The 25,600-nt window shown below is 38.6% G+C and carries 36 protein-coding genes and 1 pseudogene; 4 read left to right on the top strand and 33 right to left on the bottom strand.

Features of this window, described 5'->3' with window-relative positions; genetic code table 11:
- The first annotated feature begins 24 nt into the window (after positions 1-24).
- The 3 genes from pgk to QV04_RS03105 all read left to right on the top strand — a co-directional run bounded on the left by pgk (position 25) and on the right by QV04_RS03105 (position 3,592).
- Complete coding sequence (gene pgk, locus QV04_RS03115; protein ID WP_065233149.1) at positions 25-1,188, top strand: phosphoglycerate kinase; 1,164 nt, start codon at positions 25-27, stop codon at positions 1,186-1,188.
- Between the two features lie 60 nt (positions 1,189-1,248).
- On the top strand, positions 1,249-2,331 hold the full coding sequence (fbaA, locus tag QV04_RS03110; RefSeq protein WP_039172287.1) for a class II fructose-bisphosphate aldolase: 1,083 nt from the start codon (positions 1,249-1,251) through the stop codon (positions 2,329-2,331).
- An 88-nt stretch (positions 2,332-2,419) separates the two neighbouring features.
- Positions 2,420-3,592, top strand: a complete 1,173-nt coding sequence (locus QV04_RS03105) for a sugar efflux transporter (RefSeq protein ID WP_065231485.1) — start codon at positions 2,420-2,422, stop codon at positions 3,590-3,592.
- A gap of 32 nt (positions 3,593-3,624) precedes the next feature.
- On the opposite strand, the gene murA is transcribed toward QV04_RS03105, so the two are convergent.
- The 33 genes and pseudogenes from murA to gabT form a co-directional block, all read right to left on the bottom strand.
- A complete protein-coding gene (gene murA / locus QV04_RS03100) occupies positions 3,625-4,890 on the bottom strand; it encodes a UDP-N-acetylglucosamine 1-carboxyvinyltransferase (protein ID WP_065231484.1) in 1,266 nt (421 codons plus the stop codon).
- Between the two features lie 87 nt (positions 4,891-4,977).
- Positions 4,978-6,024 carry an extracellular solute-binding protein gene (locus QV04_RS03095; RefSeq protein ID WP_065231483.1) on the bottom strand — a complete coding sequence of 349 codons (1,047 nt, stop codon included), beginning with the start codon at positions 6,022-6,024 and terminating at the stop codon, positions 4,978-4,980.
- Between the two features lie 140 nt (positions 6,025-6,164).
- Positions 6,165-6,554: a 50S ribosomal protein L17 gene (rplQ, locus tag QV04_RS03090; protein ID WP_065231482.1), complete on the bottom strand. Its 390-nt coding sequence runs from the start codon at positions 6,552-6,554 to the stop codon at positions 6,165-6,167.
- Between the two features lie 41 nt (positions 6,555-6,595).
- A complete protein-coding gene (locus tag QV04_RS03085) occupies positions 6,596-7,579 on the bottom strand; it encodes a DNA-directed RNA polymerase subunit alpha (protein WP_065231481.1) in 984 nt (327 codons plus the stop codon).
- Between the two features lie 28 nt (positions 7,580-7,607).
- The gene (gene rpsD / locus QV04_RS03080) at positions 7,608-8,228 is read right to left on the bottom strand and encodes a 30S ribosomal protein S4 (RefSeq protein WP_065231480.1); all 621 of its coding nucleotides are present in this window, start codon (positions 8,226-8,228) and stop codon (positions 7,608-7,610) included.
- 28 nt (positions 8,229-8,256) lie between these two features.
- A complete protein-coding gene (rpsK, locus tag QV04_RS03075; protein WP_012072238.1) occupies positions 8,257-8,646 on the bottom strand; it encodes a 30S ribosomal protein S11 in 390 nt (129 codons plus the stop codon).
- A 15-nt stretch (positions 8,647-8,661) separates the two neighbouring features.
- Complete coding sequence (gene rpsM / locus QV04_RS03070) at positions 8,662-9,018, bottom strand: 30S ribosomal protein S13 (protein WP_013745942.1); 357 nt, start codon at positions 9,016-9,018, stop codon at positions 8,662-8,664.
- 144 nt (positions 9,019-9,162) lie between these two features.
- Positions 9,163-9,276: a 50S ribosomal protein L36 gene (gene rpmJ / locus QV04_RS03065; protein ID WP_005548767.1), complete on the bottom strand. Its 114-nt coding sequence runs from the start codon at positions 9,274-9,276 to the stop codon at positions 9,163-9,165.
- A 31-nt stretch (positions 9,277-9,307) separates the two neighbouring features.
- Complete coding sequence (gene secY / locus QV04_RS03060; RefSeq protein ID WP_013745943.1) at positions 9,308-10,633, bottom strand: preprotein translocase subunit SecY; 1,326 nt, start codon at positions 10,631-10,633, stop codon at positions 9,308-9,310.
- Between the two features lie 7 nt (positions 10,634-10,640).
- Positions 10,641-11,075: a 50S ribosomal protein L15 gene (gene rplO / locus QV04_RS03055; RefSeq protein WP_039137109.1), complete on the bottom strand. Its 435-nt coding sequence runs from the start codon at positions 11,073-11,075 to the stop codon at positions 10,641-10,643.
- Positions 11,076-11,078: 3 nt separating this feature from the next.
- Positions 11,079-11,258, bottom strand: a complete 180-nt coding sequence (gene rpmD, locus QV04_RS03050; protein ID WP_039172277.1) for a 50S ribosomal protein L30 — start codon at positions 11,256-11,258, stop codon at positions 11,079-11,081.
- A gap of 6 nt (positions 11,259-11,264) precedes the next feature.
- Positions 11,265-11,765 carry a 30S ribosomal protein S5 gene (gene rpsE, locus QV04_RS03045; RefSeq protein WP_065231479.1) on the bottom strand — a complete coding sequence of 167 codons (501 nt, stop codon included), beginning with the start codon at positions 11,763-11,765 and terminating at the stop codon, positions 11,265-11,267.
- A 15-nt stretch (positions 11,766-11,780) separates the two neighbouring features.
- Positions 11,781-12,134: a 50S ribosomal protein L18 gene (gene rplR, locus QV04_RS03040; protein WP_065231478.1), complete on the bottom strand. Its 354-nt coding sequence runs from the start codon at positions 12,132-12,134 to the stop codon at positions 11,781-11,783.
- 13 nt (positions 12,135-12,147) lie between these two features.
- A complete protein-coding gene (gene rplF, locus QV04_RS03035; protein ID WP_039137111.1) occupies positions 12,148-12,681 on the bottom strand; it encodes a 50S ribosomal protein L6 in 534 nt (177 codons plus the stop codon).
- A gap of 15 nt (positions 12,682-12,696) precedes the next feature.
- A complete protein-coding gene (gene rpsH, locus QV04_RS03030; RefSeq protein WP_018346238.1) occupies positions 12,697-13,089 on the bottom strand; it encodes a 30S ribosomal protein S8 in 393 nt (130 codons plus the stop codon).
- Positions 13,090-13,127: 38 nt separating this feature from the next.
- Positions 13,128-13,433, bottom strand: a complete 306-nt coding sequence (rpsN, locus tag QV04_RS03025) for a 30S ribosomal protein S14 (RefSeq protein ID WP_039137113.1) — start codon at positions 13,431-13,433, stop codon at positions 13,128-13,130.
- 11 nt (positions 13,434-13,444) lie between these two features.
- A complete protein-coding gene (rplE, locus tag QV04_RS03020) occupies positions 13,445-13,984 on the bottom strand; it encodes a 50S ribosomal protein L5 (protein WP_013745951.1) in 540 nt (179 codons plus the stop codon).
- A gap of 14 nt (positions 13,985-13,998) precedes the next feature.
- Complete coding sequence (rplX, locus tag QV04_RS03015; RefSeq protein WP_013745952.1) at positions 13,999-14,322, bottom strand: 50S ribosomal protein L24; 324 nt, start codon at positions 14,320-14,322, stop codon at positions 13,999-14,001.
- Positions 14,323-14,335: 13 nt separating this feature from the next.
- Positions 14,336-14,707 carry a 50S ribosomal protein L14 gene (rplN, locus tag QV04_RS03010; RefSeq protein ID WP_013745953.1) on the bottom strand — a complete coding sequence of 124 codons (372 nt, stop codon included), beginning with the start codon at positions 14,705-14,707 and terminating at the stop codon, positions 14,336-14,338.
- Between the two features lie 270 nt (positions 14,708-14,977).
- Complete coding sequence (rpsQ, locus tag QV04_RS03005) at positions 14,978-15,232, bottom strand: 30S ribosomal protein S17 (protein WP_039137116.1); 255 nt, start codon at positions 15,230-15,232, stop codon at positions 14,978-14,980.
- Positions 15,232-15,423, bottom strand: coding sequence for a 50S ribosomal protein L29 (rpmC, locus tag QV04_RS03000; protein WP_013745955.1), 192 nt, complete (start codon positions 15,421-15,423; stop codon positions 15,232-15,234). The genes rpsQ and rpmC overlap by 1 nt, the downstream gene beginning before the upstream one ends.
- Positions 15,423-15,833, bottom strand: coding sequence for a 50S ribosomal protein L16 (rplP, locus tag QV04_RS02995; RefSeq protein WP_013745956.1), 411 nt, complete (start codon positions 15,831-15,833; stop codon positions 15,423-15,425). Before rplP ends, rpmC begins: the two co-directional genes overlap by 1 nt.
- Positions 15,834-15,846: 13 nt before the next feature.
- Positions 15,847-16,554 (bottom strand): 30S ribosomal protein S3, encoded by a 708-nt coding sequence (gene rpsC, locus QV04_RS02990; protein ID WP_013745957.1) that lies wholly within the window; start codon positions 16,552-16,554, stop codon positions 15,847-15,849.
- Positions 16,555-16,571: 17 nt separating this feature from the next.
- Entirely contained in the window at positions 16,572-16,904 is a 333-nt protein-coding gene (gene rplV, locus QV04_RS02985) for a 50S ribosomal protein L22 (protein ID WP_065231477.1), read from the bottom strand.
- Positions 16,905-16,914: 10 nt separating this feature from the next.
- Positions 16,915-17,190, bottom strand: a complete 276-nt coding sequence (rpsS, locus tag QV04_RS02980) for a 30S ribosomal protein S19 (RefSeq protein ID WP_013745959.1) — start codon at positions 17,188-17,190, stop codon at positions 16,915-16,917.
- A gap of 26 nt (positions 17,191-17,216) precedes the next feature.
- On the bottom strand, positions 17,217-18,038 hold the full coding sequence (rplB, locus tag QV04_RS02975) for a 50S ribosomal protein L2 (RefSeq protein WP_018346240.1): 822 nt from the start codon (positions 18,036-18,038) through the stop codon (positions 17,217-17,219).
- Positions 18,039-18,054: 16 nt separating this feature from the next.
- A complete protein-coding gene (rplW, locus tag QV04_RS02970) occupies positions 18,055-18,354 on the bottom strand; it encodes a 50S ribosomal protein L23 (RefSeq protein ID WP_013745961.1) in 300 nt (99 codons plus the stop codon).
- On the bottom strand, positions 18,351-18,956 hold the full coding sequence (rplD, locus tag QV04_RS02965) for a 50S ribosomal protein L4 (RefSeq protein WP_013745962.1): 606 nt from the start codon (positions 18,954-18,956) through the stop codon (positions 18,351-18,353). Before rplD ends, rplW begins: the two co-directional genes overlap by 4 nt.
- Before the next feature lie 15 nt (positions 18,957-18,971).
- Positions 18,972-19,601 (bottom strand): 50S ribosomal protein L3, encoded by a 630-nt coding sequence (gene rplC / locus QV04_RS02960; RefSeq protein ID WP_013745963.1) that lies wholly within the window; start codon positions 19,599-19,601, stop codon positions 18,972-18,974.
- Positions 19,602-19,618: 17 nt separating this feature from the next.
- Positions 19,619-19,930: a 30S ribosomal protein S10 gene (rpsJ, locus tag QV04_RS02955; RefSeq protein ID WP_001181005.1), complete on the bottom strand. Its 312-nt coding sequence runs from the start codon at positions 19,928-19,930 to the stop codon at positions 19,619-19,621.
- Positions 19,931-20,307: 377 nt separating this feature from the next.
- Positions 20,308-21,510 (bottom strand): annotated as a pseudogene (locus QV04_RS02950) (aromatic amino acid transport family protein).
- 102 nt (positions 21,511-21,612) lie between these two features.
- On the bottom strand, positions 21,613-23,049 hold the full coding sequence (locus tag QV04_RS02945; protein ID WP_065231476.1) for an NAD-dependent succinate-semialdehyde dehydrogenase: 1,437 nt from the start codon (positions 23,047-23,049) through the stop codon (positions 21,613-21,615).
- Between the two features lie 24 nt (positions 23,050-23,073).
- Positions 23,074-24,339 (bottom strand): 4-aminobutyrate--2-oxoglutarate transaminase, encoded by a 1,266-nt coding sequence (gene gabT / locus QV04_RS02940; RefSeq protein ID WP_065231475.1) that lies wholly within the window; start codon positions 24,337-24,339, stop codon positions 23,074-23,076.
- Positions 24,340-24,431: 92 nt separating this feature from the next.
- On the opposite strand from gabT, the gene QV04_RS02935 reads away from it, so the two are divergent.
- A complete protein-coding gene (locus QV04_RS02935; RefSeq protein WP_231924184.1) occupies positions 24,432-25,262 on the top strand; it encodes an IclR family transcriptional regulator in 831 nt (276 codons plus the stop codon).
- Positions 25,263-25,600 lie beyond the last annotated feature (338 nt).

Below are 25,600 nucleotides of genomic sequence, written 5' to 3'. Positions count from 1 at the left end.
TTTAACTTTATAAGAGGGCTTAAAATGTCAGTAATTAAAATGACCGATCTCGATCTTGCAGGTAAACGTGTTCTTATCCGTGCGGATTTAAATGTTCCTGTTAAAGATGGCAAAATCACCTCTGATGCACGTATTAAAGCATCATTACCAACAATTAAATTAGCATTGGAACAAGGTGCGAAGGTGATGGTAACTTCTCACTTTGGTCGTCCTACCGAAGGTGAATACAATGCTGAATTTTCATTACAACCAGTTGTTGACTATTTGAACAATCTTTTAGATGTTCCTGTTCGTTTGGCAAAAGATTATCTTGATGGTGTTGAAGTTGCTCCAAATGAATTGGTTGTTTTAGAAAATGTACGCTTCAACAAAGGTGAAAAGAAAGATGCTGACGATTTAGCACAAAAATATGCAGCACTCTGTGATGTATTTGTAATGGATGCTTTCGGCACCGCACATCGTGCACAGGCCTCTACTCACGGTGTAGCAAAATTTGCACCTATTGCCTGTGCCGGTCCATTGCTCTCAAATGAGTTAGACGCTTTAGGTAAAGCATTGAAAAATCCACAACGTCCAATGGTAGCAATTGTTGGTGGTTCTAAAGTTTCGACTAAATTAACTGTGTTAGATTCTCTTTCAAAAATCGCAGATCAGCTTGTTGTCGGTGGTGGTATTTCTAACACCTTTATCGCAGCACAAGGTAATAATGTCGGTTTATCACTTTACGAAAAAGATTTAATCCCTGAAGCACAACGTTTAATGGCAAGCTGCAATATCCCTGTTGCTACTGATGTTCGCGTTGGTAAAGAGTTCTCTGAAACTGCAACTGCGACTGTAAAACCAGCAACAGAAGTACAAGATGATGAAGAAATTATGGATTTAGGTGATGAATCCGCACAACAACTTGCAGAAATCATTCGTAATGCAAAAACTATCCTTTGGAATGGTCCTGTAGGTGTATTTGAATTTCCTAACTTCCGTAAAGGAACTGAAATCGTAGCACGTGCTATTGCCGAAAGTGATGCCTTTTCCATTGCGGGTGGTGGTGATACTTTGGCAGCGATTGATATGTTCAATATTGCCGATCAAATCTCTTATATTTCCACTGGTGGTGGTGCTTTCCTTGAATTTGTTGAAGGTAAAGTATTACCGGCTGTAGAAATTCTTGAACAAAGAGCAAAAGGTTAATTATCGTTTTTTAGAAGGGGGGATATCCCCTTTCTTCTTCACTAAAAATAGGAAAATACTATGTCTAAAATTTTTGATTTCGTAAAACCTGGTGTATTAACTGGTGATGAAGTACAAAAAGTCTTTGCTTTCGCCAAAGAAAATAACTTTGCTATCCCAGCAGTAAACTGTGTTAACTCTGATTCTATAAACGCTGTATTAGAAACTGCTGCTCGTGTTAAAGCACCGGTAATTATTCAATTCTCCAACGGTGGTGCTTCATTCTATGCTGGTAAAGGTATCAAATTAGCTGAAGGACAACGTGCTGATGTGCTTGGTGCTATCGCCGGTGCAAAACACGTTCACGCATTAGCTGAACATTATGGTGTTCCTGTTATTCTACATACCGACCACGCAGCGAAAAAATTACTTCCGTGGATTGATGGATTGCTTGAAGCTGGTGAAAAACATTTTGCTGAAACAGGAAAACCTTTATTCTCTTCTCATATGTTAGACCTTTCAGAAGAACCATTAGAAGAAAATATCGAAATCTGCAAAAAATATCTTACCCGTATGGACAAAATCGGAATGACCCTTGAAATGGAACTTGGTATTACCGGTGGAGAAGAAGACGGTGTTGACAACTCTGATCGCGATCCTATGGATCTTTATTCTAAACCAGAAGAAATTGACCTAGTTTACACTGAATTATCAAAAATCAGCTCTCGTTTTACTATTGCAGCGGCATTCGGTAATGTACACGGTGTATATAAACCAGGTAATGTAAAATTAACTCCGGTCATCTTGAAAAAAGGTCAGGACTATATCAAAGCTAAACACGGTTTAAGCACAGATAAGCCAGTTTCTTATGTATTCCACGGTGGTTCAGGTTCAAGCCACGCTGAAATTCAAGAAGCAGTTTCTTATGGCGTGGTTAAAATGAATATCGACACAGATACTCAATGGGCAACTTGGCACGGTATTTTAGAATATTACAAGAAAAATGAAGCTTATTTACAAGGTCAATTAGGTAACCCTGAAGGTCCTGATGCACCTAACAAAAAATTCTATGATCCACGTGTTTGGTTACGTAAAGGCGAAGAGTCAATGTCAAAACGCTTAGAACAAGCATTTGATGACTTAAATTGCCGCGATGTACTATAAGTGTATAAGCTATAAAAATAATAACGTTATATATATTCCTCAACTTAAATTTTGCCCCTGATTTTCAGGGGCATTTTTTGTTATACATATGAATCACTCAAAAGCAACATTAAAGCGAATTACATTTACCTTTTTATTAATAGCATTTTTAACTGGTATTGGATCAGCATTTCAATTGCCAGTAATGAGCTTATTTTTAACAAAAGAGGTGCAAGTCTCCCCTTTTGCTGTAGGCTGTTTTTTTGCAGTAAATGCTTTTATCAGTATTATTCTTGGGCAAATTATTGGCTATTTTTCAGATCGCATAAAAGATAGGCGTTTGCTTATTTTTGGTTGCAGTTTAATGGCTAGCGTCGGATATGTTATTGTTGCATTCAGTCGTAATTATTGGGTGTTACTTACATTAGCAGTAACACTTTTTGGATTAGGTTCTGCCTCTAATCCACAAATTTTCGCCTTTGCCCGTGAATACGCCAACCGCAAACAACGACAAGCAATTATGTTTATGACAATAATGCGTGCACAAATTTCTCTCGCTTGGATTATCGGGCCTCCTCTCGCTTTTTGGCTAGCAATTAATAAAGGTTTCACTTTTTTATTTTTAATTGGTGCCACAGTATTTTTATTAAGTGCTTGTTGTGGACGCTTTTTTCTGCCCAAAATTCGCCACAAAGAAAAAAATATTACTATGCCAACAAACATTGAAGCATCTCCAGAGAATCGAACCGATATCATTTACCTTTCTGCAGTGTTAGTTATTATTTTTAGCTGTAATAGTATGTATTTAATTAATATGCCACTTTACATTACCAATCAATTACACTTACCTGAAAATTTAGCAGGAATTTTAATGGGAACTGCTGCCGGGTTAGAAATTCCAATTATGTTGCTTGCAGGATGGATGAATAAATATATTGATAAAAAACATTTAATGATGATAGCTATTTTATGCGGTGTAATTTTTTATCCATCACTTTTAGTTGTCACTTCCGACTGGGGATTATTGTTATTACAATGCTTAAACGCCGGATTAATCGGCATTGTTGCTACAATAGGAATGGCATATTTTCAAGATTTAATGCCAACAAAACTCGGTACAGCAACAACATTATTTACTAACAGTGCTAAAAGTAGTTGGATTTTAGGTGGTCCATTGGCAGGTACTATTGGCGGATTTTATAGTTATTACGATACATTTTATGTCTGTTCAGGGTTCATTTTCATCGCTTTGTTCTGTTTATATAAAGTACGAAATGCTTAAAAAAAGAGGTTGCTATTGCAACCTCATAATCCTTATTTATCCACAAATCGTTCTATTCTTGCACCTAACGCTCTTAGTTTTTCTTCAATATGTTCATAACCGCGATCAATGTGATAAATTCGATCAATAATGGTTTCGCCCTGTGCAATACAACCTGCAATCACTAAACTTGCCGATGCTCGCAAATCTGTCGCCATTACTTCGGCACCAGATAAATGATCCACACCGTGACATATTGCTGTATTTCCTTCTATTTCAGCTTTAGCCCCCATCCGAATCAACTCTGGAATGTGCATAAAACGATTTTCAAAAATCGTTTCTGTAATAATCCCAGTTCCATTAGCCACCATATTTAATAAGGTAAACTGAGCTTGCATATCAGTTGGGAATCCCGGATGTGGAGCTGTTCTAATATTGACTGCTTTAGGACGCTGCCCTAACATATCCAACGTAATGCTGTTTTCCGTAACATCAACTTGAGCCCCAGCTTCACGTAATTTTTCAATGACTACTTCTAAAGTATCCGCTCTTGCTCCCAGACACTCAACTCGACCTCCAGATACTGCTGCTGCCACCAAAAATGTTCCGGTTTCAATACGATCAGGTATTACCGTATGTTCACCACCGGCAAGACGCTCTACTCCTTCAATAGTAATCATATCGGTACCAGCACCTTGAATATTAGCACCCATCTTATTCAAAAATTCAGCAGTATCGACAATTTCTGGTTCCCGAGCAGCATTTTCAATTACCGTTTTTCCTTTTGCTAAGACAGCTGCAGTCATAATCGAAATTGTTGCTCCGACACTGACTTTATCAATAACAATTCTCGCCCCTTGTAAACGAGAAGGAACAAACGATTTTACATAACCATCTTCAAGTAAAATTTTCGCACCCAATTTTTCTAATCCAGAAATATGGAGATCAACTGGTCTTGCTCCAATAGAACAACCACCCGGTAAAGACACTTGCCCCTGATTAAAACGTGCCGTTAATGGTGCTAATGCCCAAATAGATGCCCTCATCGTTTTAACAAGCTCATATGGAGCAACAAAATTGTCCACATTACTCGCATCAATACAAATAGTCTGCTCACCACACCAATCAGCTTTAATACCTAATTTACGCAAAATCTGTAAAGTAGTTTCTATATCACGTAGCCTTGGTACATTATGCAAAGTAATAGGTTCTTCCGCTAAAATAGAAGCAAATAAAATAGGTAATGCTGCATTTTTAGCACCCGAAATTTTCACCGAACCTTTCAGACAAGATCGCCCGTGTACACGAAACTTTTCCATAATAAATCCTATCTATAAATAAAAAATATAATCGATAATATGAGCTACAATTATATACATTTCTATCTATAATTGCTGAACCAGTGACTAATTAGTTTTCAAAAGATGCCAATACTTTTCGTAAATATCGATTGCATCTCCAACATCCTCCTGTAAAACACCTTTTTCTATCTGATCCTGAGGAGGAAATAGTGTTATATCATTAGCATCTACAGGATTCAATAATACTTTTACGCCCTCATTAGGCATAGAAAACCCCATTGTCTCAATAACCTCTTTAGCACTTTCTGGGCGTAACATAAAATCAATAAACTTATAGGCTGCCTCTTTATGTTCCGCATTTTTAGGAATAGCATAATTATCCATCCAAATAATGACGCCTTCTTGTGGATAAATAAATTGAATATCAGGATTTTCCTTATGTGCACGAAAAGCTGATCCATTCCAAATCATTCCTAATGAGACCTCTCCTTGTACATAAGGCACATCAGGAGAATCAGAATTAAACGATTGTACATTTGGCATTAATTTCTGCAACAAACGATAAGCTGATTCAATTTCTTTATTTTCCTTTGTATTTGGTGAAAATCCCTTCAATAACAAAGCAATATGAAAAACTTCTCTAGAATCTGCCGTTAATAAGATCTTCCCTTTGTATTTTGGATCCCATAAATCAGCCCAACTTGTAACTGATTTCGGATCAACCTCAGCACTATTTATGCCAATTCCCGTTAAGCCATAAACATAGGGTAATGAATATTGATTTTCCGGATCAAAATTTTTATTCAATAGGCTTGATGTTATTTGTGCAAAATTAACTAATTTTGACTTATCCAATTTTGCTAACATACCCTCTTTGGCCATTTTCCCAATGTAATAACTAGATGGAAAGATGAGATCATACCCTCCACCATTAGTTAATTTCATCTTCGAGTACATTTCTTCATTACTCTCAAAAGTCGAATAGACAACCTCAATACCTGTCTCTTTAGTAAACTCCTGTAATAGAGAATTAGGAATGTATTCTGTCCAGTTATAAATATAAAGCTTCTCTGCAAATATCGAAGAGCTAAAAAAAATAAGAGAGGAAATTAAGATTGTTTTCAATAACTTAGAAAAAGATAAAAATTTCAATTTTTAGGTTCTCCAAAGCCTGAGGGGTGTTATGGAATATGATTAAATAAATTTCAGAATTAATCAATGGAAACAATAAAACCAGATATAAAAAAACTGCATCTAAAAGATGCAGTTTTTTTTAATCAATCTAAATTGAATTATTCAGCCACTACAGCTGCTTCTTCAGCAACTTGGCGATCTACTAACTCAATATACGCCATTGGCGCATTATCACCTGGGCGGAATCCACATTTTAAAATACGAGTGTAACCACCCGCACGTTGGGCAAAACGTGGACCTAATTCATTAAATAGTTTTGCAACAACTGCGTTGTCGCGAACACGAGCGAAAGCTAAACGGCGGTTTGCAACGCTGTCTACTTTAGCTAAAGTAATTAACGGCTCAACTACACGACGTAATTCTTTTGCTTTTGGCAATGTAGTCTTGATAATCTCATGACTAACCAAAGAACTTGCCATATTACGAAACATCGCTTGGCGATGACTGCTATTACGGTTTAGTTGACGACCACTCTTACGATGGCGCATGACCTTATCCTTCTCAGAAAAATCTTTAACCTATGACCAAACTAGTCTTCAGCAATACTTGCTGGTGGCCAATTCTCAAGGCGCATACCTAGTGATAGTCCACGTGAAGCTAATACATCCTTAATTTCAGTAAGAGATTTCTTACCAAGATTAGGAGTTTTAAGTAACTCAACTTCTGTACGTTGAACTAAATCACCGATATAGTGAATTGTTTCTGCTTTCAAACAGTTAGCAGAACGAACTGTCAACTCTAAGTCATCTACTGGACGAAGTAGAATCGGATCAAATTCCGGTTTTTCTTCTTTGACTTCTGGTTGACGAACATCACGCAAATCAACGAATGCATCAAGCTGTTCTGCTAAAATAGTTGCTGCACGACGAATCGCCTCTTCTGGATCTAATGTTCCATTAGTTTCCATCTCAATAACTAACTTATCTAAGTCAGTACGCTGTTCAACACGTGCTGCTTCAACATTATAAGCAATACGATCAACAGGACTATAGCATGCATCTACCAACAAACGACCTATAGGGCGTTCTTCATCATGTGAGCGCGAAGACGCAGGAACGTATCCTCTGCCACGCTGCACACGAATGCGCATATTAATAGAGGCATTTTCATCTGTCAAATAACAAATGATATGATCTGGATTAACGATTTCAACATCACCATCATGAGTGATATCTGCGGCAACAACAGGGCCAATTCCAGATTTTGACAGTGTCAGAAATACGTCATCTTTATTCTGCACTTTAACCGCTAGACCTTTTAAGTTTAAAAGAACTTCAAGAATATCTTCTTGAACCCCTTCTTTACTACTGTACTCATGCAATACACCGTCAATCTCTACTTCAGTCACTGCGCAACCTGGCATAGATGACAAAAGAATGCGACGTAAAGCATTACCTAATGTGTGGCCAAAGCCTCGTTCTAACGGCTCCAAGGTCACTTTAGCGTGAGTAGGGCTAATTTGCTCAATATCAACTAAGTGTGGCTTTAAAAATTCTGTAACAGAACCCTGCATTTTATCCTCTCTTTGCTGTTAAGCTCTATTATTTAGAATAAAGCTCAACGATCAGATGTTCGTTAATGTCTGCTGATAAATCAGAACGTTCCGGAACACGTTTGAAAACACCTTCCATTTTAGCAGCATCGACTTCTAACCAAGTTGGTTTTTCTTTTTGTTCTGCTAATTCTAATGACGCTTTAATACGTGCTTGCTTTTTAGATTTTTCACGTACTGCAATAATATCATCAACAGAAACCTGGAAAGAAGGAATATTTACTACACGTCCATTAACAATAATAGCCTTATGGCTAACTAATTGACGAGCTTCTGCACGTGTTGCTGCAAATCCCATACGATACACAACATTATCTAAACGTCCTTCTAATAACACTAATAAGTTTTCCCCAGTGTTACCTTTCAAACGGTTAGCTTCTTTGTAATAGTTACGGAACTGACGTTCTAAAATTCCGTACATACGACGAACTTTTTGTTTCTCACGTAATTGACTACCATAGTCAGATAAACGTGGCTTACGTGCACCGTGTTGACCTGGTGCAGTATCAATCTTACATTTAGACTCAATCGCACGAACACCAGACTTCAAAAATAAGTCTGTGCCCTCACGACGGCTTAGTTTGAGCTTAGGCCCCAAATATCTTGCCATTTTCTTTCTCCAACTATCCTAATACGTCTTATACACGACGTTTTTTCGGTGGACGACAACCGTTATGAGGAATCGGAGTCACATCAGTAATATTAGTGATGCGAAATCCTGCAGCATTTAATGCGCGGATTGTTGACTCACGACCAGGACCAGGTCCCTTTACCATAACTTCCAAGTTCTTTAAGCCGAATTCTTTAACCATTTCGGCACAACGTTCTGCAGCAACCTGTGCCGCAAACGGAGTAGATTTACGAGAACCACGGAAACCTGATCCACCTGCAGTAGCCCAAGCTAGGGCGTTTCCTTGGCGATCAGTGATTGTAACAATAGTATTGTTGAAAGAAGCATGAATATGAGCCACGCCATCTACAACTTGTTTTTTTACACGCTTACGTGCACGAACTGGTGTTTTAGCCATTATCATTTACCCCGATTATTTCTTGATCGGTTTGCGTGGTCCCTTACGGGTACGCGCGTTAGTTTTAGTACGTTGACCACGTACCGGTAAGCTACGACGATGACGTAAACCACGGTAGCATCCTAAGTCTAAAAGACGTTTGATGTTTAGTGTTACCTCACGGCGTAAATCACCTTCAACAGTAAATTTACCAACTTCGTCACGCAGTTTATCAATCTGCTCTTCAGACAATTCGCTGATCTTAACGCTTCCTGCAATACCCACTGCATCACAAATATGTTGAGCACGGGTTTTACCGATACCATAGATTGCTGTTAAAGCAATTACAGCGTGCTTATGATCAGGAATGTTAATGCCTGCAATACGGGCCACTATGCACTCCTATTATTTAACTAATCTGGTATGTTGATCTGAAAAGCCCGTTTCAGGATACTCAAACAACATACCAATACACTATACAAAAGAGTTGAGCAGTATACCCACTCAACCGATTCTTTTCAAGAAAAATATATCAAATTAACCTTGACGTTGTTTATGTTTAGGATCGCTGCAAAGCACACGAACTACGCCTTCACGTTTAACAATCTTACAGTTACGACATAATTTCTTTACGGACGCACGAACTTTCATTGCTTATCCTTTTTCTAAATTAAAGACAATTTTATTGTCTTGACCCTTTAAGGTTTGCTTTTTTCAACACCGATTCATATTGACTTGACATCAAATGACTTTGAACCTGAGCGATGAAATCCATAATTACTACTACAACAATCAATAGGGATGTTCCACCGAAGTAAAACTGAACATTCCAAGCTGATGTCATAATATACGGAACTAAACACACAAAAGTAACATAAAGACCGCCGATCAAAGCTAAACGAGTCATTATCTTATCAATATAACGTGATGTTTGTTCCCCCGGTCTAATCCCTGGCAAAAATGCACCAGATTTTTTCAAATTATCTGCTGTATCTCTTGGATTATATTGCATTGCAGAATAGAAGAAGCTAAAAAATATGATCGCAACTGCATATAAAATCAAATATAAAGGCTGTCCAGGATGTAATAACATTGATAAGTCATTTAACCAGTCCAACCCTTGTCCTTGACCAAACCATTGTGTAATTGTAGCTGGGAATAAAATAATACTCGAAGCAAAGATAGCTGGGATAACACCTGCCATATTCACTTTAAGTGGCAAATGAGAACTTTGTGCTGCTAACATATGGCGCCCTTGTTGCCGCTTAGCATAATTAACAACTAGTCTTCTTTGCCCACGTTCTACAAATACAACAAAATAAGTTACTGCAAATACAACAACAGCAATCAATAAGAGAACCAACAGATGCATCTGACCTTGACGCGCTTGTTCAATTGTATGCGCAATTGCTGATGGTAATCCCGCAACAATCCCAGCAAAGATAATTAAAGAAATACCGTTTCCGACCCCTCTTTCTGTAATTTGTTCACCTAACCACATTAAGAACATTGTTCCAGTTACTAAACTAATTACAGCAGTAAAATAAAACCCAAATCCTAAATTAGGTACTAATCCAGGGAGCATATTAGGTAATCCTGTTGAAATACCTATTGCCTGAATTGTTGCTAACGCTAATGTAGAATAACGAGTATATTTACTGATTTTCCGGCGACCAGCTTCACCTTCTTTCTTCAATTCTGCTAATGCAGGATAAACAGACGTCAATAGCTGAATAATGATCGATGCCGAAATATAAGGCATGATCCCTAAAGCAAATACTGATGCACGGCTTAAGGCACCACCGGAGAACATATTAAACATATCTACGATTGTGCCTTTTTGTTGTTCAATAACTTGTGCCAATACAGCAGAGTCAATGCCAGGAACCGGGATGAAAGAACCAATACGGAAAACAATTAACGCTCCCAAAACAAATAGTAAGCGCCGCTTTAATTCACTCGTACCGCTCTGAGTACTTCTATTTTGATACCCCGGTTGTTTAGCCATCTGTTAATTATTCCTCGATTGAACCACCAGCAGCTTCAATTGCTGCTTTAGCACCTTTAGTTACGCGTAATCCACGAATAACTACGCCAGACTTGACTTCACCTGAAAGAATGATTTTTACAAATTGAATATCTGATGAAATAACTTTTGCATCTTTGAGAGTTTCTAAAGTAATTTCATTTCCAGAAACTTTTGCTAAATCACTTAAACGAACTTCAGCAGTAACTGCTGCTTTCACTGAAGTGAAACCAAATTTAGGTAGACGACGGTATAAAGGCATTTGACCACCTTCAAATCCACGTCTTACACCACCGCCAGTGCGTGATTTTTGACCTTTATGTCCACGACCACCAGTTTTACCTAAACCAGAACCAATACCACGCCCAAGACGTTTAGCACTGTGTTTAGCACCTTCAGCCGGAGATAGAGTATTTAAACGCATTTATTACTCCTCCACTTTAACCATGTATGATACTTGATTGATCATACCTCGTACTGCTGCAGTATCAACTAATTCAACAGTGTGGTTAAGATGACGAAGACCTAAACCACGTAAAGTAGCTTTATGTTTTGGTAAACGACCAATTGAACTACGAGTTTGTGTTACTTTAATAGTTTTTGTCATGATCAATTACCCCAAGATTTCATCAACGGTTTTACCACGTTTAGCTGCAACCATTTCTGGTGATTTCATATTAGCTAATGCATCAATCGTAGCACGAACCACGTTGATTGGGTTTGTCGAACCGTATGCTTTTGACAATACGTTACGAATACCTGCAACTTCCAATACTGCACGCATTGCACCACCTGCGATGATACCTGTACCTTCGCTTGCTGGTTGCATAAATACACGAGAACCAGTATGAGTCCCTTTTATAGGGTGTTGTAGTGTACCTTCTTTCAAAGCTACATTAATCATATTGCGACGTGCTTTTTCCATCGCTTTTTGGATTGCTGCCGGAACTTCACGAGCTTTACCGTAACCAAAACCAACGCGACCGTTTCCATCACCTACTACTGTTAAAGCAGTAAAGCTCATAATACGACCACCTTTTACTGTTTTAGATACACGGTTTACCGCGATTAGCTTCTCTTGCAGTTCACCAGTTTGTTTTTCGATGTTTGCCATCTCAAATTACCTCTATTAGAACTGTAGACCAGCTTCACGAGCAGCGTCTGCCAACGACTGCACACGGCCATGATATTTAAAACCAGAACGGTCAAAAGCAACTTCTTTAATACCTTTTCCTAAAGCGCGTTCAGCAACTAATTTACCAACTACTGCTGCAGCTTCTTTATTTCCAGTATATTTAACTTGCTCACGAATCGCCTTCTCAAGAGTAGAAGCTGTAGCAAGCACTTCTGAACCGTTAGGTGCAATTACTTGAGCATAAATATGACGTGGAGTACGATGTACTACCAAACGTGTTGCACCTTGCTCTTTAATCATACGACGCGCACGGGTTGCACGACGAATACGAGCCAATTTTTTATCCATAGTGTTACCCTACTTATTTCTTCTTAGCCTCTTTAGTACGTACCACTTCATCAGCGTAACGTACCCCTTTACCTTTATAAGGTTCAGGACGGCGGTAAGCACGAATATCTGCAGCAACCTGCCCGATTAATTGCTTATCTGCGCCTTTTAAAACAATTTCTGTTTGAGAAGGACATTCTGCTAAAATACCTGCCGGTAATGTGTGTTCAATTGGATGAGAATAACCCAAGTTCAACGCTAATACATTACCTTTAAGTTGTGCTCTATAACCAACACCAACTAATTGTAATTTCTTAGTAAATCCTTCTGTAACACCAATAACCATTGCATTTACTAATGCTCTGGCTGTACCAGATTGTGCATTAGATCCATCAATTTCTACACGTGGAGAAAAATGTAATGCGTTATTTTCAATAGTTACTTCAACTGCTTTGTTAATTTCGCGAGTTAACTCGCCATTCTTACCTTTAACTGTTAATAGCTGTCCGTCGAGTTTTATCTCTACGCCGGCAGGAATATTAACAGGTGCTTTTGCGACACGAGACATCTTCCTACCTCTCTATTAAGCTACGTAACAAATAATTTCACCGCCCAAGCCTGCTTGACGCGCAGCTCGATCGGTCATTACACCTTTAGATGTAGAAACAACAGCAATACCTAAACCACCAAGAACCTTTGGTAATTCATCTTTACGTTTATAAATACGTAAACCTGGACGGCTTACACGCTGAATACTTTCTACAACTGGTTTTCCTTGGAAATATTTTAAAGTAATTTCCAATTCAGGTTTAACACCTTCAACAACTTTGAAGCTCTCAATATAACCTTCTTTAGCTAGAACGTCGGCAATTGCCACTTTTAGCTTGGATGAAGGCATGTTGATCGCTACCTTATTTGCAGCTTGACCGTTACGAATACGGGTCAACATATCTGCGATTGGATCTTGCATGCTCATGTGTATTTACTCCCATGATTCCAAAATAAAGTGGTATATTACCAACTCGCTTTTCTAAGGCCTGGAATTTCACCGCGCATTGCAGCTTCACGAACCTTAATACGGCTTAAACCAAACTTACGTAACACACCGTGTGGACGACCTGTCTGACGGCAACGGTTACGTTGACGAATTGGGCTTGAATCGCGTGGTAAAGTTTGTAACTTTAACACTGCATTCCAACGCTCTTCATCAGAAGAATTAGCATCAGAGATGATTTTCTTTAATTCTTGACGTTTCGCGTAGTATTTTTCAGCTAATTCAACACGTTTTGCATCACGTGCTTTCATTGATTGTTTTGCCATTGTAACCTGCCTTATTTACGGAATGGGAAGTCAAAGGCAGCAAGTAGTGCTTGACCTTCTTCATCTGTTTTCGCTGTAGTGGTAATAGTAATATCTAAACCACGTACACGATCCACTTTATCATAATCGATTTCAGGGAAGATGATTTGTTCACGCACACCCATGCTGTAATTACCACGACCATCGAAAGACTTCGCATTTAAACCACGAAAGTCACGGATACGTGGAACAGCAATAGAAATTAATCGTTCAAAGAATTCCCACATACGCTCACCGCGTAGGGTTACTTTACAACCGATCGGATATCCCTGACGAATCTTAAAGCCAGCAACAGATTTGCGAGCTTTAGTGATTAAAGGTTTTTGACCGCTAATTGCTGTTAGATCTGCTACTGCGTTATCTAACAATTTTTTGTCGGTCAATGCTTCACCCACACCCATATTTAGGGTTATCTTCTCGATTCGTGGGACTTGCATGACAGATTTGTAGCCGAATTTTGCTTTTAATTCGTTTACTACTTGATCTCTGTAGTAATCATGCAGTTTCGCCATCGCATTACTCCAGTTTATTTAATTGTTTCACCAGTAGATTTGAAGAAACGAACTTTCTTACCATCTTCAAATCTGAAACCTACTCGGTCAGCTTTATTTGTAGAAGGATTGAAAATTGCCACGTTAGAAACATCAATTGGTGCTTCTTTGCGCACGATACCACCTTGTTTTCCTAGTGCAGGAACTGGTTTTTCGTGTTTAGCAATCATATTTAAACCTTCAACGATCACTTTACCGTTAGGTAATACCTTTGTTACTTTACCGCGTTTGCCTTTACCTTTGGCAACGCTACCAGTGATCATTATCACTTCATCATTTTGACGGATTTTTGCAGCCATTTCTCACTTCTCCTTACAGTACTTCTGGAGCCAAAGAGATAATCTTCATAAACTTCTCAGAGCGAAGTTCACGAGTTACCGGTCCGAAAATACGTGTACCGATTGGTTGCTCACTATTATTGTTTAAAATAACGCAAGCATTACCATCGAAGCGAATAACTGACCCGTCTGGGCGACGAACACCCTTCTTGGTGCGCACAACAACTGCTTTAAGCACATCACCTTTTTTCACCTTACCGCGTGGAATTGCTTCTTTCACAGTAACTTTGATGATATCACCAACAGCAGCATAACGACGGTGTGAGCCACCTAGAACCTTGATACACATTACGCTACGAGCGCCTGAATTATCAGCAACGTCTAGCATAGTCTGTTCTTGGATCATGTTAGTACTCCGCTAAAATTAAAAAAACCCTTTCGGGACGAATTTACCTCTATCTCACCCATAGGGCGGATAGGTTGCGGATTCTAGCACAACGGACAGACAAAAAGCAACCTAAATCACACTATTTAATAACAAAAAATACTTTGTAAAATCACTCAATCAATTTATTTTGCTTATGTTAACTTAAACAACTTTTACATCAAAAAATAAAAAAGCCCTTAAGATACTAAGGGCTTAAATCATTTTATTTTTTAATTTAACAGCAATAAATTAGCTTACTGCTTTTTCAACAACACGAACTAAAGTCCAAGATTTTGTTTTAGAGATTGGACGACATTCACGAATCTCTACAATATCACCAACTTTTGCTTCGTTGTTTTCATCGTGTACGTGAAGTTTAGTAGTACGACGGATAAACTTACCATAAATTGGGTGTTTAACCATACGTTCGATAGCGATAGTGAAAGATTTTTCCATTTTATCGCTAATTACTTTACCTTGTACTGTACGAATTTTATCAGTCATTACTCACCCGCCTTCTCAGTTAGAATAGTCTTAACAACTGCAATTTGACGACGCACTTGTTTTAACTGATGAGTTTGTTGAAGCTGACCGGTGGCTGCTTGCATACGCAACTTGAATTGCTCACCTAACAAGTTAACCAATTCAGCATTCAGCTCTTCAACACTTTTTGTACGTAGTTCTTGAGCTTTCATTACATCACCGTCTTAGTTACGAAAGTGGTCTTAATAGGCAATTTAGCCGCTGCTAATGCAAACGCTTCTCTTGCGATCTCTTCAGACACACCATCCATTTCATATAGAACTTTACCCGGTTGGATTAAGGCTACCCAGTACTCAACGTTACCTTTACCTTTACCCATACGGACTTCTAATGGTTTTTCAGTAATTGGTTTATCTGGGAAAACACGAATCCAGATTTTACCTTGACGTTTAACCGCACGAGTCATCGCACGACGAGCTGCCTCGATTTGGCGAGCAGTTAAACGACCACGTCCAATTGCTTTCAAACCAAAGGTACCGAAACTTACATCAGTACCTGCCGCAATACCACGGTTACGACCTTTGTGGATTTTACGGAATTTAGTACGTTTTGGTTGCAACATTTAGCGAATCTCCTTACTTACGACCTTTACGCGGAGCTTTTTTAGGCTTATCCGCAGGTTGTTGTTGTTCTGATTGCATAACTGCAGCCATTCCACCAAGAATCTCACCTTTGAAGATCCATACTTTGACGCCGATAACGCCATAAGTAGTATTAGCTTCAGCAGTATTGTAATCGATATCCGCACGTAAAGTATGCAATGGTACACGGCCTTCACGATACCATTCAGAACGAGCGATTTCCGCACCGCCTAAACGACCGCTAACTTCAACTTTGATACCTTTTGCTCCTAAACGCATTGCATTTTGTACAGCACGTTTCATTGCACGGCGGAACATTACACGGCGTTCTAATTGAGAGGCAATGCTCTCCGCAACTAATTTTGCATCTAATTCAGGTTTTTTAACTTCCGCGATATTGATTTGCGCTGGAACACCTGCAATAGCTGCAACTGCATTGCGTAATTTTTCAACATCCTCACCTTTCTTACCGATAACGATACCTGGGCGAGCAGTATGAATAGTTACACGAATACTTTTTGCTGGACGTTCAATAGTGATACGTGAAACAGATGCATTCGCTAACTCTTTAGTTAAAAATTTACGTACTTTAAAGTCGCCGTCTAAATTATCGGCGAAATCTTGTGTATTCGCGTACCAAGTAGATGACCAAGGTTTTACAATACCTAGGCGAATACCATGTGGATGAACTTTTTGACCCATTGCTATTCTCCTACTGATTAACGATCTGACACTACCACAGTAATGTGGCTAGTACGTTTTAAAATACGATCTGCGCGACCTTTAGCACGTGGTATTACGCGTTTCATGCTAGGACCTTCATCAACGAAGATTTTCGCGACTTTAAGATCATCGATATCTGCACCGTCATTGTGCTCTGCATTTGCGATAGCTGACTCAAGCACTTTCTTCACTAAAGCTGCTGCTTTTTTATTAGTGTATGTAAGAATTTCTAATGCTTGTGCTACTTTTTTACCGCGAATTAAATCAGCAACTAAGCGAGCTTTTTGTGCTGAGGTGCGAGCGAAACGATGTTTTGCAATAGTTTCCATCTTTTACCCCTTACTTCTTAGCTTTCTTATCTGCGGCGTGACCGCGGTAAGTACGAGTCGGTGCAAATTCACCTAATTTATGACCGATCATTTCATCAGTAACATAAACAGGAACGTGCTGACGACCATTATGGACTGCGATGGTCAAACCAATCATACTTGGGATGATCATTGAACGACGGGACCAAGTTTTAATTGGTTTTTTATCCCCGCTTTCCACCGCTTTCTCTACCTTCTTCAACAAGTGTAGGTCAAGGAAAGGACCCTTCTTGAGAGAACGTGGCATGGCTTATCCTCTTTACTTAATTAATATTATTTACCACGACGACGTACGATATATTTATCAGTACGTTTGTTATGGCGAGTTTTCTTACCTTTAGTTTGAACGCCCCAAGGAGTTACTGGGTGTTTACCAAAGTTACGACCTTCACCACCACCGTGTGGGTGATCTACTGGGTTCATTGCAGTACCACGAACAGTTGGACGAATACCTCTCCAACGGTTAGCACCTGCTTTACCTAATACGCGTAACATATGTTCAGAGTTACCCACTTCACCAATGGTTGCGTGGCACTCAGCTAATACTTTACGCATTTCACCAGAACGAAGACGAAGTGTTACATAATTACCTTCACGAGCAATGATTTGTACATATGCTCCTGCAGAACGGGCAATTTGACCGCCTTTACCTGGTTTTAATTCCACGTTGTGTACAGTTGTACCAACTGGAATACTACGCATTGGTAATGAATTACCAACTTTGATTGCTGCTGTTGCACCTGCTTGGATTTGATCTCCAACAGACAATCCTTTAGGCGCTAAAATATAACGACGTTCACCGTCTTTATATAATACTAATGCAATATTAGCAGAACGATTTGGATCATATTCTAAACGCTCTACCACCGCTGGGATATCTAACTTGTTACGTTTGAAATCAATTAAACGGTAATGTTGTTTATGACCACCACCGATATGGCGAGTAGTAATACGACCTAAATTGTTACGACCACCAGTTTTAGCATTTTTTTCTAAAAGTGGTGCATAAGGTTTACCCTTATATAATTCAGGATTGACAACTTTTACAACGTGACGACGACCAGCGGAGGTCGGCTTACATTTAACGATAGCCATTGATTATCTCCTCTGATTACTCTGCACTTTCTACAAGGTCTAAGCTTTGACCTTCAGCAAGTGTTACATAAGCTTTTTTCCAGTCACTGCGACGTCCGATTCTTGCACCGTGGCGTTTAGTTTTACCTTTTACTACCACTGTACGTACAGAATCCACTTTCACTTCAAATAATTCTGCTACTGCTTGAGCAATCTCTGCTTTATTTGCATCTAATGCAACTTTGAAAACGATAGTGTTTGACTTCTCAGTATTATTTGTTGCTTTCTCAGAGATATGTGGTGCTTTAAGCACTTTTAGCAAACGTTCTTGACTCATGCTAACATCTCCTCAATTTGCTTAACTGCATCTACAGTCATAACTACTTTTTCAAAAGCAATTAGGCTGACTGGATCGATACCTTGAACATCACGTACATCTACTTTATATAAATTACGTGCAGCTAAATATAGATTTTCATCTACATTTGCTGTGATGATTAATGCATCATCAAGTGCCATTTGTTTTAATTTTTGAACTAAAACTTTAGTTTTCGGTGCTTCAACTTCGAATTTTTCGACAACAACTAAACGATCTTGACGAACTAATTCAGAAAGAATGCTTTTGATTGCACCGCGATACATTTTTTTGTTCACTTTTTGGCTGTGATCTTGTGGTTTAGCTGCGAAAGTTACACCACCAGAACGCCAAATTGGGCTTTTAATGTCACCGGAACGGGCACGACCTGTTCCTTTTTGACGCCATGGTTTTTTACCTGAACCAGACACTTCAGCACGAGATTTTTGTGCACGAGAACCTTGGCGAGCACCTGCTGCATAAGCAACAACAACTTGGTGAACCAACGCTTCGTTAAACTCACGTCCGAAGGTAGTTTCAGAAACAGTTAATGCACTTTGTGCATCTTTAGTTACTAATTCCATTCCTATCTCCTAGACTTATGCTTTCACTGCTGGTTTAACGATTAAATCACCACCAGTTGCACCAGGAACAGCGCCTTTAACTAATAGTAATTTACGTTCAGCATCAACACGAACCACTTCTAAAGATTGAACGGTTACACGTTCATTCCCTAAGTGACCAGACATTTTTTTACCTTTGAATACGCGACCCGGAGTTTGGTTTTGACCAATTGATCCCGGAACACGGTGAGACAAAGAGTTACCGTGTGTAGCATCTTGAGTACGGAAGTTCCAACGTTTTACTGTACCGGCATAGCCTTTACCTTTTGAAGTACCAGTAACGTCAACTTTCTTCACGTCTGCGAAGATATCAACATTAATTTCTTGACCTAAAGTGAATTCTTCACCTTCAGCCACACGGAATTCCCATAAACCGCGACCTGCTTCAACACCTGCTTTAACGAAATGACCTGCTTCAGGTTTAGTTACGTGACTTGCTTTTTTTGAGCCAGTTGTAACTTGAACTGCACAGTAGCCATCTGTTTCAAGGGTTTTCACTTGAGTAACGCGGTTGGCTTCGATTTCGATAACAGTAACTGGGATAGACACGCCGTCTTCATTGAAGATACGAGTCATACCAACTTTACGACCGATTAAACCAATCATTGTAATAACCTCTTAAATTAACCTAGGCTGATCTGCACATCAACACCGGCAGCCAGATCCAAACGCATTAAAGCGTCAACAGTTTTTTCAGTAGGCTCAACGATATCAACCAAACGTTTATGAGTACGGATTTCATATTGATCACGCGCATCTTTATTTACGTGTGGAGAAATCAATACTGTGAAACGTTCTTTACGGGTTGGTAGTGGAATTGGACCACGAACTTGAGCACCTGTACGTTTTGCCGTTTCTACGATTTCCGCTGTAGATTGATCAATTAAACGATGATCAAATGCTTTTAAGCGGATACGGATTCTTTGGTTCTGCATGAGACCAGAGCTCCATTTTCAAAAAATAATTAATAAAAAATTCACACCTCAAGTTCCAACTGCATAATGGAAAGAAGTGCGACTAACCTATTTTAGTTTCCCAATCGGAAACATTTTGTTATGACAAAAATTATTGCCATCATTTGATAAATGATTACATCAAATGGCTTAAAAAAGCCTGTGTATTTTATACGACATTAATAAAATAGCAAGGATTTTTTGTGTTATTTTTCTGCACCAATCTGAGTAATCGTCCATTTGTATAGATTACTGATAGAAAAAATTAAAAAGGAAGTTTGCCTATAAAAAATAAAGCCAGTTTTCTTTACCGGCTTTATATATCTCTTATCTGTATCGCAATGTTTATGTGTACTAAATCACCAGCCTGCCGGCAATAGTGACAACTTAGCTAGCACTGCATACACTGCACTGGCGCTATACATAATGAAAATAGTGATATAGATAACAGGCGAAGTGAGTACTTTCGGGCATTGCCATTCTGGTTCTTTATTACCAGATTTTCTTACGCCTTTAACAATAAGATAAGGCACAATACTCAATACCACTCCACTGAATACACCAGCAAAATAGAGCGCATCCACAAAACCAATCATTCCACTATAAGCCAACCACAGCGGTGGTACTGCAACCAACGCAACTACACCGGTACGAACCAAGCGATTACTATCCACAGGAAGATCAAAACGATCCGCAATATTAGTTAAGAAGCTACCGCCAATTCCCCAATAAGAGGTTAACATCGCAAATAAAGCAAAGCCGTTAGCCATAAAAAATGCCCAACTTCCCAATGCTTCTCCCCAACTAATTGTTGCGACCTGGCTAATATTTTCTAGTCCATTAAGAGAAATGACAGATAACGGTACCAAAGCAATTAAAACGAAAGTAATAAACATCCCAGTAATAATTGCTCGAGGAAGCAACTGTGGTTTGTGCGCTAAACCTCGCGCCATTTCTGGAACAATATATTGTGCACAATAAATAAACACAACTAAATTAAATACCGGAATCATATAATGCCAGCTGCCGTCAAAAATTCGACTAAAATCAGTAGTTGGGAATGCGAATGTTGCGCCAATAAGCACAACCAACATTAATACCATTAATGAAGTAATAACTTTTTCACTTCGCCCCAAAGCTTTTAAGCCAAGATATAAAATTAAGGTTGCCGGTATAAAGAAAATAATACTACCTAATTTTTTATTAATGCCGAATAATGAGTGCAATAAATCGCCGCTACCATTCATGTAAGCAATTAACGCACCAAGCGCATTAATCGTTACTGAGGCAAACATTAAACACGCTCCCATTTTACCAATATAACGGTGTGCTAATCCGGTTAACTGCTCGTGCTGTTGGGTTCATAATGTTGCTTCGGCTACATACAACATTGTGATAGTAGTAATGATGCCAACGACAATCAACCAAAAGAGTAATGGCATATAACCTGCTTTACGTGCGGCATATGAAACCGATAAAATACCGGCACCAATATTGGTACCTACAATCATAGCTATCCCTTCGGCAAAGGTAATTTTTGCCGTTTTTAAGCCATTAGACATAGCTTGCCTCCTGTATATAAAGATAAATTAAAGGCGTGTTTTAATAAAAATGTTGTGTTTGCATAAAATAATAGTAAGAAAAACACGCCTCAATTTTTATGATTATTCACTTAAATCAACGCATAGATATTTCAACTCAAGATACTCGTCTGCTCCGTATTTACTACCTTCGCGCCCAATACCGCTCGCTTTTACGCCACCAAATGGCGCAACTTCATTACTGATTAAGCCAGTATTAATACCAACCATACCGTATTCCAATGCTTCGGATACTCGCCATTGTCTTGTAGTATCTTGTGTATACAAGTAACTAGCCAAACCAAATTCGGTATCATTAGCATAAGAAATCACTTCTTTTTCATCAGTAAATTTAAAAACAGGGCAAAGCGGACCAAAAGTTTCTTCCTTGGCAACAACCATCTGCTGAGTCACATTTGACAACACTGTCGGCTCAAAAAAACTAAAACCTAATTCACTACGCTTACCTCCAATAAGGCAAACTGCACCTTTTGATACAGCATCAGCAATATGTTCTTCTACTTTTCTTACAGCTTTAGCGTCAATGAGAGGACCTTGATTAACACCCTCTTCCAAACCGTTACCTAATTTAAGTTCAGCTACTTTAGCCACTAAACGATGACAAAATTCATCGTAAACACCAGCTTGAACATAAGTACGGTTAGTACATACACAGGTTTGCCCACTATTTCTAAATTTACTTGCAATTAAACCATCAACGGCTTTATCCAAATTAGCATCATCAAACACGATAAACGGTGCATTGCCACCAAGTTCAAGGCTGAGTTTCTTAATATCTTTCGCACTGCTGCTGAAGATTTTTGATCCCACTTCAGTTGAACCGGTAAAGCTGATTTTTCTCACGATCGAATTATTAGCAAATGTATTGCTAATCTCGCTGGCATTACCATTTACGATTACGAACAGATCTTCCGGTACGCCCGCCTGATAAGCCAATAAAGCTTGAGCATACGCACTTAATGGGGTTTGGCTTGCCGGTTTAACCAACATTGCACAGCCTACCGCTAATGCCGGCGCGGCTTTACGGGTAATCATTGCAGCCGGGAAGTTCCAAGGCGTAATTGCCGCAGTCACCCCGATAGGTTGTTTAATCACCAATAATTTTTGTGATACTTTAGTGCTGGTTAAAATATCACCATCAATACGGCGTGCTTCTTCCGCAAACCAACGAATAAAGGAAGCAGCATAGTCGATTTCCCCACGTGATTCGGTTAAGCTCTTACCTTGTTCCATTGTCATAATTTTTGCCAATGCTTCTTTGTTTTGTTTTACTAAGTAATACCATTGCCAAAGAATATCAGCACGTTCCAATGCTGTTTTTGCAGCCCATTTTTTCTGAGCAATAGCAGCTTTCTCGATCAGCGCATTAACCTGATCAGCTGACGTTTTCTTCACATATGCTAATACATCACCATTTGCAGGATTAGTAACTTCAATCCAATCAGGCTGCTGAGTAAAACTCACATCCTTATGTTGTAACAATGCTTGAAGTGATTTCATCTTTTTCTCCTTTATAGAAAGTGATTAAGCAAGTTCCTTTCTAGCTTGTTCAATCGCATTTTTGAGAATTGACAATGCACGATCAAACAACTCATCCTCAATAGTAATTGGATAAAGGAAACGAATAACATTACCGTGCACACCACAAGTAAGCAGTACTAAGTTATTTTCCATTGCAATTTTTTGTACTTTGCTTGCGAATGCACTGTTTGGATTCTCATCATCACCAAATTCAACTGCAACCATTGAACCAAGACCGCGAATATCGGTAACTTCAGGTGCATTAAGATCAGCAAGGAACTTACGAAGACGATCACCTAATAGTTGAGAGCGTTCTAAGATTTTTTCTTCCTGAATAACATCTAATACCGCTAAAGCCGCAGTAACACCTAAAGGGTTACCTGCATAAGTACCGCCTAAACCACCACGACGAGCCGCATCAAGAATTTCAGCTTTACCTGCAATGCCACTAAGCACAAAACCACCGGCCAAACTTTTCGCCATAGTCATTACATCCGGTTTTACATCAAAATGTTCCATTGCAAAGAGTTTACCGCTTCTTGCAAATCCTGATTGAACCTCATCTGCAATCATTACAATGCCGTGTTCATCACAAATTTCGCGAACTTTACGCATAAATTCCGGAGGACATACATTGAAACCGCCTTCGCCTTGAACCGGTTCAAGAATGATTGCTGCTACATCTGTCGGTGCAATATCGCTTTTGAAAATACGTTTAATACTCTTAATCGCATCATCAACGCTAATATTTTGTGTTTTTGATGGATAAAGTGCGTGATAAATACCGGCTGGCATAGCACCGAAATCTGCTTGATATGGATTAACTTTACCGGTTAAAGCCAATGTTAATAGAGTACGTCCGTGGAACGCACCACCAAAAGCAATAACACCATTACGTTTTGTGTAGGCTCTTGCTACTTTCACTGCATTTTCAACGGCTTCCGCACCAGTAGAGAAGAACTGGCTTTTCACTTTTCCATCAATAGGAACTAACGCATTAATACGTTCTGCAAGTTCAATATAGCTAGTATAAGGAACGATTTGGAATGAAGTGTGTGAAAAATGATCTAATTGTGCACGTACTGCCGCCATAACTTTTGGATGACAGTGACCAATATTTAATACACCTATACCACCATAAAAATCTATCATTTCTCTTCCATCTGTTGTTTTGATAATTGCATTGGATGCAGAATCTACAAACCAATCGCACATTACGCTGACACCATTTGGAATTGCATCTCTCATTCGAGTAATTAAGTCGTTCATTTCAACACTCCTGTCTGTCTATTAGAATAAATTTGCTTTTTTTGCCCTTTTATATGATAATTATTCAGAATACTGAATAATAATTTCATATTATGAATATGATAATAACGACAACTCGTAAAAAAAGTCAACAATTTGTTAATAAAATGGAAAAAGAAAATAAAAACAGCCTTGTTCCGGCACTACAAAAAGCAATTCAAATTTTAAATTTTTTAAGTGAACAAACACAGCCGATCTCCGCTGCGGAAGTGAGTAAATTATTAAATTTGCCAAGAAGTTCTGTACATAATCTTCTCCATACAATGTTGGATAATGGCGTTGTACAAAAAAATGAAAATCAGCAATTTATGTTGGGGACGAAAATTCTTCAATGGGCAAACGCCCTTGTTGCAGAACAGAATATGATCAATAAATTTTATCAAGCCATTAAACAATTTCCTGAATTAGAACCCTATACATTAACGCTCTCCACACTTAATCAAGATCAAGTTATCTATCTTGCTTGTAAAAATAGTTCTTTACCTTTGGGGATTACTTTCAAAATAGGAATGCATTTCCCGGCAATATTTACAGCTACTGGGAAAGCAATTTTAAGTACATTTACTGATGCACAATTAGCTTCATTATTAGAAAATTTACCTAAACCTTTTACTGATACAGGTGTAACCAGTATTGAACAAATTCAACAAGAAATGAGCCAAATAAGAAAACAAGGATATGCCATAGATAATGGGCAATTAAGAAAAGGGATGTATTGCTATGGCATTGCTTTACCTAGTAATTTTGGATCAGCTAAATTTGGACTGGCCGCAAGTTTATTAGAATATGAGACACAGGATCAAACTGTAATAGATCAATTATTAACTGCATTAAAACAATTAGCTGAAGAATTAAGACCTACTATTTTTACCCAATCTAATTAATTCTCTTTATATAAAATAAATAGTATGCTAATTACAATGAATAAGCGTATTGGTTTTCTCCACTCTTCTTACTTAAAAAATATAAACATAATTTTACGAGGAGTTTGCCAAGCAATTATGCACGCAAGTTTCTGCCTCAAAAATGTTTTATGCATTATTGAACAAAATTTCATCACTTAGAATACATCTATACCAATCCTATTTATGAAGAAACTTTCTATGAAATCCAAAATAAAACAAGATAAAAGAACTTTCCGTAAATTCATTCTTTCACCTCTCTCAAAGCAAGCCTTTAATGTAAAACAACATAAAAAAAACGCTAACCTCTCGGTTAGCGT

It is taken from the genome of Gallibacterium genomosp. 1 (genome assembly GCF_001678575.1).
Lineage (GTDB): Bacteria > Pseudomonadota > Gammaproteobacteria > Enterobacterales > Pasteurellaceae > Gallibacterium.
Note: the sequence above shows the minus strand (reverse complement) of the source record. Positions and strands in the feature narration are given on the sequence as shown.